This window comes from Methylopila jiangsuensis (genome assembly GCF_027922305.1).
GTDB classification, from domain to species: Bacteria; Pseudomonadota; Alphaproteobacteria; order Rhizobiales; family Methylopilaceae; genus Methylopila; species Methylopila jiangsuensis.
This window is the reverse complement of record NZ_BSFK01000005.1, coordinates 1,151,241-1,164,072: the sequence shown is the minus strand read 5'-3', so window position 1 is coordinate 1,164,072 and position 12,832 is coordinate 1,151,241. Positions and strand designations below refer to the sequence as shown.

At 69.7% G+C, this 12,832-nt stretch carries 6 protein-coding genes; 4 read left to right on the top strand and 2 right to left on the bottom strand.

Features of this window, described 5'->3' with window-relative positions; translation table 11 throughout:
• Nucleotides 1-271: 271 nt before the first annotated feature.
• A complete protein-coding gene (locus PKE85_RS06970) occupies nucleotides 272-3,973 on the bottom strand; it encodes a vitamin B12-dependent ribonucleotide reductase (RefSeq protein ID WP_271204049.1) in 3,702 nt (1,233 codons plus the stop codon).
• Nucleotides 3,974-4,473: 500 nt separating this feature from the next.
• Here PKE85_RS06970 and PKE85_RS06965 point away from each other — a divergent pair, with 500 nt between their 5' ends.
• Together PKE85_RS06965 and PKE85_RS06960 are read left to right on the top strand one after the other, a co-directional pair.
• Nucleotides 4,474-4,896 (top strand): NADH:ubiquinone oxidoreductase subunit NDUFA12, encoded by a 423-nt coding sequence (locus tag PKE85_RS06965; RefSeq protein ID WP_271204048.1) that lies wholly within the window; start codon nucleotides 4,474-4,476, stop codon nucleotides 4,894-4,896.
• 88 nt (nucleotides 4,897-4,984) lie between these two features.
• Nucleotides 4,985-5,473: a DUF2155 domain-containing protein gene (locus PKE85_RS06960; RefSeq protein WP_271204047.1), complete on the top strand. Its 489-nt coding sequence runs from the start codon at nucleotides 4,985-4,987 to the stop codon at nucleotides 5,471-5,473.
• A gap of 116 nt (nucleotides 5,474-5,589) precedes the next feature.
• Here PKE85_RS06960 and PKE85_RS06955 read toward each other — a convergent pair whose 3' ends face one another.
• Nucleotides 5,590-8,205 carry an Rne/Rng family ribonuclease gene (locus tag PKE85_RS06955; protein ID WP_271204046.1) on the bottom strand — a complete coding sequence of 872 codons (2,616 nt, stop codon included), beginning with the start codon at nucleotides 8,203-8,205 and terminating at the stop codon, nucleotides 5,590-5,592.
• Nucleotides 8,206-8,974: 769 nt separating this feature from the next.
• Between PKE85_RS06955 and PKE85_RS06950 the strand changes: the two genes are divergently transcribed.
• Complete coding sequence (locus tag PKE85_RS06950) at nucleotides 8,975-10,195, top strand: N-acetylmuramoyl-L-alanine amidase (protein WP_271204045.1); 1,221 nt, start codon at nucleotides 8,975-8,977, stop codon at nucleotides 10,193-10,195.
• Between the two features lie 156 nt (nucleotides 10,196-10,351).
• Nucleotides 10,352-12,808, top strand: a complete 2,457-nt coding sequence (locus tag PKE85_RS06945) for a penicillin-binding protein 1A (protein ID WP_271204044.1) — start codon at nucleotides 10,352-10,354, stop codon at nucleotides 12,806-12,808.
• Nucleotides 12,809-12,832: the final 24 nt, after the last annotated feature.

The window sequence follows — 12,832 nt, the reverse complement described above, 5'->3', positions numbered from 1 at the left end:
AAAAACAAATCACCCACCAGAGCCTCCCTCAATCGAGACTCTGAATCACGTTTCAATCCAAATTAATAAGTCCTGAGCCTAGCACACCGCTCCCCCAAGTGACGTTTCTATTATGTTCCTTCAGGGTTATCCGGGCGGCCTAAAAGACCGCCCGGCACAACCCGAGGTAGTTCCTCAGTCTCTGGCTGACGCGACACCTTTATGGGGTTCGCCGCGACAGTCTTTTGCGATGGATGTCACCCTTTTGGGATGGTCATCAGCCGTCCCGTCATCACGAGCACCCGCTTGTGGAGCCGCAGGTGTCGCATTTCAGGCAGGTGCCGTTGCGGACCATGGTGAAGTTGCCGCATTCGGAGCAGTTTTCGCCCTCGTAGCCCTTCAGGCGGGCCTCGGCGCGGCGGTCGTCGGCGGTCTTGGCGGCGGGGGCCGGCGCGGGCGCCTCCCAGGCCAGGTGGCCGAGTTCGGCGGCGGGTTCGGGCGCGGGCGCAAGCTCGCGCTTGAACGCGGTCGCGCCTTGGACGCCAAGCGCCGTGGTCGCGGGGCGGGCGCCGCCGATGGCGGTCACGTTCGAGGCCGAGCCCTTGGGCTCCGCGGAGCCGCCGGGAATGGCCGCGAGCTGGCGTCCGCGCAGAAGACCCTTGGACACCGGCGCGGGGGCCGGGGCCTTGTCCTGGTTCACGCCGGAGCCGATCGCGTCGGGCGCGATCTCCGACGGGTCCACATGGGCGAGGTCGTAGCGGGACAGATAGGAGATCGCGAGCTCGCGGAACACGTAGTCCAGGATCGAGGTCGCGTTCTTGATGGTGTCGTTGCCCTGCACGAAGCCGGCCGGCTCGAAGCGGGTGAAGGTGAAGGCCTCCACATACTCCTCCAGCGGCACGCCGTACTGCAGGCCGAGCGACACCGCGATGGCGAAGTTGTTCATCACCGAGCGGAAGGCCGCGCCTTCCTTGTGCATGTCGATGAAGATCTCGCCGATGCGGCCGTCGTCATACTCGCCGGTGCGCAGGTACACCTTGTGGCCGCCGACGATGGCCTTCTGGGTGTAGCCCTTGCGGCGGCCCGGCAGCTTCTCGCGCTCGCGGATCACCTGCACCCGCTCCACGATCTTCTCGATCACCTGGGCGGTGCGGGCGGCGGCGGGGGAGGCCACCAGCTGCTCGAGGGCGTCGTCGTCCTCGTCCGCGTCGGAGATCAGCTGCGCGCTGAGCGGCTGGCTGAGCTTGGAGCCGTCGCGGTAGAGCGCGTTGGCCTTCAGCGCCAGCTTCCACGACAGCATGTAGGCCGCGGAGCAGTCCTCCACCGTGGCGTCGTTCGGCATGTTGATGGTCTTGGAGATCGCGCCCGAGATGAAGGGCTGCGCCGCCGCCATCATGCGGATGTGGCTCTCCACCGACAGGAAGCGCTTGCCGGTGCGGCCGCACGGGTTGGCGCAATCGAACACCGGATAGTGCTCTGCCCTCAGATGCGGCGCGCCCTCCACCGTCATGGCGCCGCACACATGGGTGTTGGCGGCCTCCACGTCGGCCTTGGAGAAGCCGAGATGGGCGAGCAGATCGAAGGCGGGGTCGTTCAGCTTCTCGGCCGGAACCTTCAGCGGGCCGGTGAGCAGCGCCTCGCCCAGCGTCCACTTGTTGAAGATGAACTTGACGTCGAAGGCGGACTTGGCGGCCGCCTCCAGCGCCTTGATGGCCTCGGTGGGGAAGCCCCTGGCGGACAGCGTCGCCGGGTTGATGGCGGGGGCCTGGGCCAGCGAGCCATGGCCGACCGCGTAGGCCTCGATCTCGGCGATCTGGTGCTCGGCGTAGCCCAGCGCCCGCAGCGCCTCGGGCACGGCGCGGTTGATGATCTTGAAGTAGCCGCCGCCGGCGAGCTTCTTGAACTTCACCAGCGCGAAGTCGGGCTCGATGCCGGTGGTGTCGCAGTCCATCACCAGGCCGATGGTGCCGGTGGGCGCGATCACCGAGACCTGCGCGTTGCGGAAGCCGTTGGCTTCGCCCAGCGTCAGCGCGCGCTCCCACGCGGCGCAGGCGGCCGAGACGATGGACTGGTCCAGGCAGGAGGCGGCGTCGAGCGGCACGGGGAGGGTGGCGAGGCCTTCATAGCCGCCGGCCTCGCCGCGGGCGGCGCGGGCGTGGTTGCGGATCACCCGCAGCATGTGGTCGCGGTTTTCCGGATAGCCCTCGAAGGCGCCCAGTTCGCCCGCCATCTCGGCGGAGGTGGCGTAGGCGACGCCGGTCATCAGCGCCGACAGCGCGGCGCAGAGCCCGCGGGCGGATTCCGAATCGTAGGCGACGCCTGACGACATCAGCAGGCCGCCGATGTTGGCGTAGCCGAGGCCGAGCGTGCGGTAGCGCCAGGAGAGCGCCGCGATCTGGCGCGACGGGAACTGCGCCATCAGCACCGAGATCTCGAGCACCACGGTCCACAGCCGGCAGGCGTGGGCGTAGGCCTCCACGTCGAAGCTCTTATCGGCGCGGCGGAACTGCAGCAGGTTCAGCGACGCCAGATTGCAGGCCGTGTCGTCGAGGAACATGTACTCCGAGCACGGGTTCGACGCGCGGATCGGGCCCGAGGCCGGGCAGGTGTGCCAGTCGTTGATGGTGGAGTGGAACTGGATGCCGGGATCGGCGCAGGCCCAGGCGGCGTAGGACACCTGGTCCCACAGCCCGCGCGCCTTCAGCGTCTTGGTCACCTTGCCGGTGGTGCGGCCGATGAGGCTCCAGTCGCCGTCCTGCTCCACGGCGCGCAGGAAGTCGTCCGTCACGCGCACGGAGTTGTTGGAGTTCTGCCCCGCGACGGTGAGATAGGCCTCGCCGTCCCAGTCGGTGGTGTAGGTGTCGAAGTCGAGCTCGGTCACCCCTTGCGCCGCCTGCTGCAGCACGCGCTTGATCAGGCTGTCGGCCACCTGCGCCTTGCGGGCGAGCTTCACCTCGCGCTTCAGCGCCGGGTTCTTCTCCGGGTTGGAGCAGTCGCCGTCGGGGCCGTCGCAGTTGACGCAGGCCTTCAGGATGGCGGCGAGGTGCTTCTTCACCACCTTCGAGCCGGTGACAAGGGCCGCGACCTTCTGCTCCTCCTTCACCTTCCAGGAGACGTAAGCCTCGATGTCCGGATGGTCGGCGTCCACCACCACCATCTTGGCGGCGCGGCGGGTGGTGCCGCCGGACTTGATGGCGCCGGCGGCGCGGTCGCCGATCTTCAGGAACGACATCAGGCCGGACGAGCGTCCGCCGCCGGACAGCCGCTCGCCTTCGCCGCGGAGCTGGCTGAAGTTGGAGCCGGTGCCGGAGCCGTATTTGAACAGGCGCGCCTCGCGCACCCACAGGTCCATGATGCCGCCGTCGTTCACGAGATCGTCGGAGACGCCCTGGATGAAGCAGGCGTGGGGCTGCGGCCGCTCATAGGCGCTCTCGGAGGCGCGCACCTCGCCGGTGCGGTGGTCGGCGTAGAAGTGGCCCTGGCTCGGGCCGTCGACGCCATAGGCCCAGTGCAGGCCGGTGTTGAACCACTGCGGCGAGTTCGGCGCGGCCTTCTGGGTGGCGAGCATGTAGGCCAGCTCGTCGAAGAAGGCGCGCGCGTCCTCCTCGCCGTCGAAATAGCGATGGGTCCAGCCCCAGTAGGTCCAGGCGCCGGCCAGCCGGTCGAACACCTGCCGGGCGTCGCGCTCGCCGCCGAAGCGCTCGGCCTCGGGAAGGACGGCGAGGGCGTCCTGATCGGCGACCGAGCGCCACAGCCAGGACGGGACCGTGTTCTCCTCCACCGGCTTCAGCTTGGCCGGCACGCCCGCCTTGCGGAAATACTTCTGCGCAAGGATGTCGACCGCCACCTGGCTCCAGGCCTCCGGCACGTCGATGTCGGCGGCGCGGAACACCACGGAGCCGTCCGGGTTGCGGATCTCGCTGGTCGCCTTGCGGAAGGCGATGTCCGCGTAAGGAGAGCGGCCGGCGGTGGTGTAACGGCGTTCGATCCGCATGGGTCCCGAAGCTCCAGAGCGTCTGCTGCGCGGAAAGGCTCGTCCAGCCAACGCGCAAGGGTGCGTTTCCGCGCAAAGGGGGCCTGCGCGAATGCGAACGGAAGGCGGGGCCATCCGGTGTCGGACTGATCTTGTCCGCCGAAGGAGCCCTCTTGGCCCTCGTTCGGCGGGAGTGAAAGCTAACGCGAGTCGCGGGTCCCGGTCGAGCCGGGATTTGCGCCTCCCGATCCTTATTCACACTATCCATGGCGCATCCGCCACGGTCGTGACACTAGATATGGTGTCGGAGAGTCGTGAATGAAAGGTTGACGGGCGGTGGTTTCGGGGCGGGAAAGCCGTGCGCGCCGAAGGGGTTCCCGCGCCTGCGCGGCTCCGGCCGGCGGTGTGGACAAGAGCGGGGACAGCCTGTTTTTCACCCGCGCGGCGCATGCGGCTGGACATCGCGGCGCGGGGAGACCATACCTCTCGCGTGTCCCGCGCGACGGAGGCTCCTGCGTCCCATGTCCCTGATGAGCGTCCTGACCGACATCTTCACCTGGTGGAACGGCGCGACCGTCGGCACCCGCTTCGCCCTGTCGCGCGGCGGGGAGTTCGTGGGCGAGGACGAGTTCGGCAACCGCTACTACCGGCTGAAGAACGACCCGGAGAAGAACGCCGCCTTCGGGACCGAGCGCCGCTGGGTGGTATATTCCGGCTACGCCGAGGCCTCCGCCATTCCCACCGGCTGGCACGGCTGGATGCACCACACCGTCGACACGCCCCCGGTCGATGAATCCTATGCCCCGCGCTCCTGGCAGAAGCCGCACCGCGCCAACGGGACCGGCACGGCGCAGGCCTACCGGCCCAAGGGCTCCGCGCTGTCGCCCGAGCGTCGTCGCCCGGCCGCGACCGGCGATTACGAGGCCTGGACGCCGGGCGCCTGACGGGCGTCGCTCCATTCGCGTCTTGAGACGGCCGGATTTCGGGCGTTACGTCGCGCTCACACGTTTCAGCCGGGGAATCAGTCCGATCGTGCGCGCCGTCCGCCGTCTGCCGCCCGCCGCCGCTCTGGCGGCGACCCTGCTCGCGCCCGCCGCGGCCCTCGCCCAGAACCCCGGCACCAGCGTGGCCCCCGCGCCGAGAAGCGGGCAGGGGGAGGTGATCGCGCCCACGCCCCGGATCGAAAATCCGGTGGCGGTGTTCAACGGCCTCGACAAGATCACCGGCCGCATCACCGAATTCGACGTGCCGATCGAGAAGACGGTGGCCTTCGGCGCGCTGAAGGTGACGCCGCACGTGTGCTACACCCGCCCGCCCACCGAGCAGCCCAACACCACCTCCTATGTGGACGTGGATGAGCTGTCGCTGAAGAACGAGCAGCGCCGCATCTTCTCGGGCTGGATGTTCGCGTCGAGCCCCGGGCTCTCCAGCGTCGAGCACCCGATCTACGACGTGTGGCTGATCGACTGCAAAGGCGGCGCCCGCCCCGAGGCGCCCCAGGGGCCGACGCTCGGCGAGTGACGCCCAAGGGCTTGCCCGCGCCTTCCCATGCAAAAACGCCCGGCTTGGCCGGGCGTTTTTCGTTTCGGGTCCTGGTCCGGAGGGGCCGCGCCTGAGCGCGGCTCCTCCGATCCGGGTCAGTCTTCGCCCGAGCGGCGGCTCCACCAGCCGGTGCGGCGGGGACGCGCCGGATCTTCGGCGACGGCCTCCAGCTCCGGGGTGCGGCGCGGCGCGGCGTCGTCGCCGCTGGCGTCCACGGTTTCCGCAGCGTCCGCAGCCTCTTCGGCCTGCGGCGCCGGCTCGGCGACGGGCGCGTCCTGCGGGCCCTCGGGGGTGACGAGGGTGGCCTCGACCGGGGCGGGCGCCTCGGGCGCCGCTTCCGGCTCCGGCGAGTTCACCGGGGCCGGGGCCAGCTCCACGTCCGCCTGGGCGGCGGCGACGTCGGACGCCGCGGCGTCCGCCTCGTCCGGGGTCGAGGCCTCGGCGCTCTCGCCGGCCTCCACGTCCTTGCGGCTGCGGCGTCCGCCGCGCCGGCCGCGGCGGCGGCGCTTGCCGCCGTCCTCGGACGCGTCGTCGCCGGAGTCCGCCTCAGCCGCGACGGGTTCGGCCACGTCCTCGGCGGCGACGTCCGGCTTCGGCTCGGCCGGGGCCTCCGCGTCGGCGACCGCGTCGGTCGTCTCGCCGTCCGCGTCGTCGCCGTCGTCCTGCGCTTCGGCGCCGTTCGGCTCGCCTCCGCCGCCGCGACGCTTGCGGCGACGCCGGCGCCGGCGGGAGCCGCCCTCGGCGCGTTCCTCGTCCTCGCCGCCGCGCTCGGCGCGGGCCTCCGGCGCGGGGGTCTCGGCGACCTCCTCGTCCTCGGACGCCACGTCGGGCTCTTCCGGCTCGATGCTGTCCACGCGCACCTGGGTCGCGATCGCCCGCGGCTCGCCGGAGGCGGGCTCGGTGCGCTCGATGATCAGATGCTGGCCGGTGGGCAGATGGCCTTCCGGCGCGAACAGGATCTCGACCCCGAACCGGGTCTCGATCTCGCGCAGATGGGCGCGCTTCTGGTTGAGGATGTAGAGCGCCACCTCGTTGCGGGTCTTGACCAGAACGTTGCGCGAGGCGTCCTTGCGCAGCGCCTCCTCCACCATGCGCAGCACGTGCAGCGCGACGGAGGGCACGGCGCGCACGGTGCCGACGCCGCTGCAGGTCGGGCAGACCTCGCTGGAGCTTTCCAGCACGCCGGTGCGGATGCGCTGGCGCGACATCTCCATCAGGCCGAAGTGCGAGATGCGGCCGAGCTGGATGCGGGCGCGGTCGTCCTTCAGGCAGTCCTTGAGCTTCTTCTCGACCGCGCGGTTGTTGCGGCTCTCGTCCATGTCGATGAAATCGATGACGATGAGGCCGGCGAGGTCGCGCAGGCGCAACTGGCGGGAGACCTCCTCGGCCGCCTCCAGATTGGTGCGGAGCGCGGTGTCCTCGATGTTGTGCTCGCGGGTGGAGCGGCCCGAGTTCACGTCGATCGCGACCAGGGCTTCCGTCTGGTTGATGACGATGTAGCCGCCGGACTTCAGCGTCACCACGTTCGAGAACATGGCGTCGAGCTGGGCCTCCACGCCGGACTTGGAGAACAGCGGCTGGCTGTCGCGGTAGGGCTGGACGATCTTGGCATGGCTCGGCATGAGCATGCGCATGAAGTCCTTGGCCTCGCGGTAGCCCTCGTCGCCCGCGACCAGAACCTCGTCGATGTCCTTGTTGTAGAGGTCGCGGATGGAGCGCTTGATCAGCGAGCCTTCCTCATAGACCAGCGTCGGCGCCGACGACTTCAGCGTCAGGTCGCGCACGGTCTCCCACAGGCGCATCAGATATTCGAAGTCGCGCTTGATCTCGGGCTTGGTGCGGTTGGCGCCGGCGGTGCGCAGGATGACGCCCATGCCCTCCGGCACCTCCAGGTCGGAGGCGACCTCCTTGAGGCGCTTGCGGTCCTGGGCCGAGGTGATCTTGCGGGAGATGCCGCCGCCGCGGGCGGTGTTGGGCATCAGCACCGAATAGCGGCCGGCGAGCGACAGGTAGGTGGTCAGCGCCGCGCCCTTGTTGCCGCGCTCCTCCTTGACGACCTGCACCAGCAGCACCTGGCGGCGCTTGATGACCTCCTGGATCTTGTAGGAGCGGACGTGGCGGGGCTTGCGCTCCGGCAGGTCCTCCAGCGCGTCGCCCGCGCCGATGGACTCGACCGGATGGTCCTCCTCGTCATGGTCGCCGTCGGCCTTGGCCTCCTGCTCGGCCACATGCTCCTCGACCGCAGCCTCCGCGGAGGACGGCGCGGCCTCGGCGTCGTCGCCGGTGGTCTCGGGGGCGTCGGCGGAGACGGCGTCGTTCTCGTCCGCCGGGGCGGCCTTGGGACGCGCGCGGCCGCGGCGGCGACGGCCGCCCGCGGGCTTCTCGGTCTCTTCGGCCTTCTCGCCGTCCTCTTCGGCGGCGTGCGCCTTCTCTTCTTCGGCGAGGAGCGCCTGACGGTCGGCGACCGGGATCTGGTAATAGTCGGGGTGGATCTCGCTGAAGGCGAGGAAGCCGTGGCGGTTGCCGCCGTATTCGACGAACGCCGCCTGAAGCGACGGTTCGACCCGCGTCACCTTCGCGAGATAGATGTTCCCGCGGAGCTGCTTGCGGTTGGCGCTCTCGAAATCGAACTCTTCGACCCGGGAGCCTCGAACGACCACGACCCGAGTCTCCTCGGGATGCGTGGCGTCGATGAGCATCTTGTTGGCCATGAACGGAACTCTTGATGTGTGCGGCCGGGCGGCCCGGCGTCCGTCGCAGGCGACGGGGCGGGCGCGCTCAGGACGCGGCGGGCGCGTCCGGCTGCAGGGATGGGGAGGGGGGAGCGGTCCGGCGACCGACGCCCGGCCGGCGCCTGACAGGCGGCGGTCGGACGATGGAAGCTGGACGCAGGCCGGGGAGCCCGGCGGATCGAGATCCGGGATGACGCGGAAGCGGCGGTGATCGCCGTGCGCATTCTCCGTCGGACCTCGCAAATCTGGTCGCGCAGGACGAAGCGCCCGGCGCGCGTGAAACAAGCGGCGAACCCCGGAGCCCAAGGCTCCGGAGGCCCACGACGTCGATCTGACGAAACCGGAACGCCATCGAGTAAGGCGCGCCGCACGCCGCCGACGCATGCGCGGTGGGCGGCGGACATCGCTCGTGGCTGGCGCAAGGCGCGCTCCCCTATGTTCAGGGAGCGAAACGCGGCCGCCGCGCAAAGCGACGTTTCGACAGTCGCGGACGGCGACGCCAGACCCGGTAGCACGGGAAAGATTCGCCCCACCACGACGTGAGCGAATGTCTCTTAGCGGACGCTGCGGCGTATTGACAAGCACGATCGCTGTGCAGCGCTACGCGGGAGGCGCCTGCGGGACGTGCCGTGAAAGCCACAGACGCGGATCGCCGGCCGGGCCATGCTTAGGGGCGGGTTAACCCGAAGCGGCTAATTCCGTAAACCCACTCGGCTGCTCCACCGTCGCAGGGAGGCGTCCGGCTGTCATGATTCGCCTGCTGATCCTCGCGCTGGCCGTCGCCGGCGGCCTCTGGACCGGCGCGCCCGCGCGCGCCGGGGAGGCGGGAGCGCGGGCGACGCCGGTGGCGACCGACGGCCGGCTCGCGGGCGACGACGAGCGCACCCGGCTGGTGATCGACCTCACCGCCGCGACCCCGATCCGCGCCTTCGCGCTGGCCGACCCCTACCGCGTCGTCATCGACCTGCCCGAGGTCACGTTCCGGCTGCCGGAGAAGGCGGGCGAGCAGGGGCGGGGGCTGATCGCCGCCTACCGCTACGGCATGTTCGCGCCGGGCCGCTCGCGGATCGTGGTGGACGTGATCCGCCCGGTCGCCATCGACAAGGCCTTCGTGCTGGAGCCGGTGGAGGGCCAGCCGGCCCGGCTGGTGCTGGACCTTACGCCCACCGACCGCAAGAGCTTCCTGCGGACCATCGCCCAGGCGCCGGCCCAGGACATCACCGGCGCGACGCCCGCGCCAAAGGTCGAGACGGCGCACGGCCTGCCGATCGTGGTGATCGACCCGGGCCATGGCGGCGTGGATCCCGGCGCGGCCGGCCCCGGCGACGTCTCCGAGAAGGACATCGTGCTCGCCTTCGCCCGACGGCTGAAGGAGAAGCTGGAGGCGTCCGGCGAGCGCAAGGTGGTGCTCACCCGCGACGACGACAGCTTCATCTCGCTTCCCGACCGGGTGAAGGTGGCGCGGGAGCACGCCGCGGCGTTGATGATCTCGATCCACGCCGACACGCTGTCCAATCCGTTCGGGGTGCGCGGCGCCACCGTCTACACCCTGTCCGACAAGGCCTCGGACAGGGAGGCGGAGCGGCTGGCGGAGAAGGAGAATCGCGCCGACCTTATCGCGGGCCTCGACCTGTCCGACGAGCCGGACGAGGTGGCGGGCATCCTGTTCGATCTGACCATGCGGGAAACCCGCGGCTTCACCGCCGATTTCGCCCGCCGGCTGGTGAAGGATCTCAAGACCGCGGCCACGCTGAACAAGAATCCGCTGCGCTCCGCGGGCTTCCGGGTGCTGAAGGCGCCCGACGTGCCCTCGGTCCTGCTGGAGCTCGGCTATCTGTCGAGCAAGGAGGACGCGAAGCAGCTCATGTCGGAGGCGTGGCGCGACAAGGCCACCGACGCCGTGGCGAAGGCCGTGGACGGCTATTTCGAGACCCGTGTCGCCGCGGGCTCACCCGGGCGCCTGAATTAGCGCCAGCCGGTTCGCGCCGTACAATCTCCACAAAAGCCCCCGATCCCGGTATGGAGACAGGCGGCGCAGGCGATGGGGCGTCGTGTAAAGGCGCGTTTGGCTTGGAGCCGGACGCGCGCGGCGCTCAAAGGCCATCGGAAACGGAACGAATCCCTGATGCGTCTGCTGGTCCGGTTCCTCGGTTTCCTGTTCGCCGCCGGCACGATCGTCGCGCTCTGCGGCGCGGCCGTGGCGGGCTATTTCGCCTGGAGCTACGGACGCGAACTCCCGGACTACGAGCATCTCGCCAATTACGAGCCGCCGATCATGACGCGGCTGCACGCCAGCGACGGCCGCCTCATCGCCGAATACGCCAAGGAGCGCCGGCTGTTCCTGCCGATCCAGGCCATGCCGAAGCGGCTGACAACCGCGTTCATATCGGCTGAGGACAAAACCTTCTACAGCCATGGCGGACTGGACTTTTTCGGCATCGCCCGCGCCATGCTGACCAACATCCAGAACCAGGGCCGGCGGCCTCAGGGCGCGTCCACCATCACCCAGCAGGTGGCGAAGAACTTCCTGCTGACCAACGAGACCTCCATGGAGCGCAAGATCAAGGAAGCGCTCCTGTCGCTGCGCATCGAGCAGACCTACTCCAAGGACCGGATCCTCGAGCTCTATCTCAACGAGATCTACCTCGGCATGGGCGCCTACGGCGTGGGCGCGGCCTCGCTGGTCTATTTCGACAAGTCGGTCAACGAGCTGACGCTGGCGGAAGCCGCCTATCTGGCCGCGCTGCCGAAGGCGCCGAACAACTATCATCCGTTCCGCTACCCGGAGCGCGCCATGGAGCGCCGCAACTGGGTGATCGACCGCATCGTGGAGAACGGCTACGCCACGGCGGAGGAGGGCGCGGCGGCGAAGAAGGAGCCGATCGACGTCAATCCGCGGCCGACCGGCACGCAGCTGGTGGCGAGCGAGTACTTCAACGAGGAAGTGCGCCGCGTCGTTTACGAGAAGTACGGCGAGAAACGCCTCTACGAGGGCGGGCTCTCCGTCCGCACCACGCTCGATCCCAAGATGCAGGTGCTCGCCCGTAAGGCCCTGGGCGACGGTCTGGTGGCCTTCGACCAGCAGCGCGGCTGGCGCGGGCCGGAGCGGGAAATCGAGGTGGCGGGCGACTGGGGCCTCGCGCTGGCGGACATCCCGGCCTATGGCGACATCCAGCCGTGGCGGCTCGCCGTGGTGCTGAGCGCCACCGCCGCGCAGGCGACCATCGGCCTGCAGCCCGGCCGCGACAAGGCCGGCGCGGTGCTGCGCGAGCGCAGCACCGGCGTCATTCCGCTCGAGGGCGTGCGCTGGGCCCGCTGGGCCGCCGGCCCGGAGCGCGGCCGCGCGGTCAAGACCGTGTCGCAGGTGCTGAAGGCCGGCGACGTGGTCTATGTGGAGCCGCTGAAATCGGGCGGCTCGGAGTACCGCCTGCGACAGGTGCCGGACATCTCCGGCGGTCTGGTGGTGATGGAGCCCTACACCGGCCGCGTGCTGGCGCTCGCGGGCGGCTTCTCCTACGATGAGAGCCAGTTCAACCGCGCCACCCAGGCGCTGCGGCAGCCGGGCTCCTCGTTCAAGCCGTTCATCTACGCCGCGGCGCTCGACAACGGCTACACCCCGTCCAGCGTGGTGCTGGACGCGGCGATCGAGATCAATCAGGGCGCGGGCGTGGGCGTGTGGCGGCCGGAGAACTACGCCAAGAAGTTCTATGGCCCGCAGACCCTGCGCTTCGGCATCGAGAAGTCGCGCAACGTCATGACCGTGCGTCTGGCGCAGGACATGGGCATGCCGCTGATCTCGGAATACGCCCGCCGCTTCGGGGTGATCGACGACCTGCCGCCGTATCTGTCCATGTCGCTCGGCGCCGGCGAGACCACGGTGCTGCGCATGACCGCGGCCTATTCCATGTTCGCCAACGGCGGGAAGAAGATCACCCCCACCGTGATCGACCGCATCCAGGACCGCACCGGCAAGACCATCTACCGCCACGACGATCGCGAATGCATCGGCTGCAACGGCGGCGAGTGGCGCCATCAGGACGAGCCGAAGCTGGTCGACCACCGCGAGCAGGTGATCGATCCGATGACGGCCTACCAGATCACCTCCATGATGGAGGGGGTGGTGCTGCGCGGCACCGCCACCAGCGTGAAGGCGGTCGGCAAGCCGATCGCCGGCAAGACCGGCACCACCAACGACTACAAGGACGCCTGGTTCGTGGGCTTCTCGCCGGACCTGACCGTGGGCGTCTATCTCGGCTACGACAAGCCGCGCTCCATGGGCGACGGGGAGACCGGCGGCACGGTGGCGGCGCCCGTGTTCACCGAGTTCATGAAGGCCGCGCTCGCCGACAAGCCGCCGGTGCCGTTCCGCGTGCCGCCCGGCATCAAGCTGATCCGCATCAACCCGTCCACGGGCATGCGGGCGTCCGCCGGCGATCCGAAGATGATCCTCGAGGCGTTCAAGCCGGGCACCGCGCCGCCGGACAGCTACTCCATCATCGGGCAGGCCGGCGGCAGCCGTCCGGAGATGGTGACGCCCGAGGCGGACCGGGCCATCCGCTCCGGCACGGGCGGGCTGTACTGACGCGCGGCCGGGCAGGCTGAACGG

Bases quoted from the DNA above. Each gene is read 5' to 3' on its own strand.
- PKE85_RS06970 (WP_271204049.1), bottom strand. From the start codon at position 3,973: ATGCGGATCGAACGCCGTTACACCACCGCCGGCCGCTCTCCTTACGCG.
- PKE85_RS06965 (WP_271204048.1), top strand. From the start codon at position 4,474: ATGTCCCTGATGAGCGTCCTGACCGACATCTTCACCTGGTGGAACGGC.
- PKE85_RS06955 (WP_271204046.1), bottom strand. From the start codon at position 8,205: ATGGCCAACAAGATGCTCATCGACGCCACGCATCCCGAGGAGACTCGG.
- PKE85_RS06950 (WP_271204045.1), top strand. From the start codon at position 8,975: ATGATTCGCCTGCTGATCCTCGCGCTGGCCGTCGCCGGCGGCCTCTGG.
- PKE85_RS06945 (WP_271204044.1), top strand. From the start codon at position 10,352: ATGCGTCTGCTGGTCCGGTTCCTCGGTTTCCTGTTCGCCGCCGGCACG.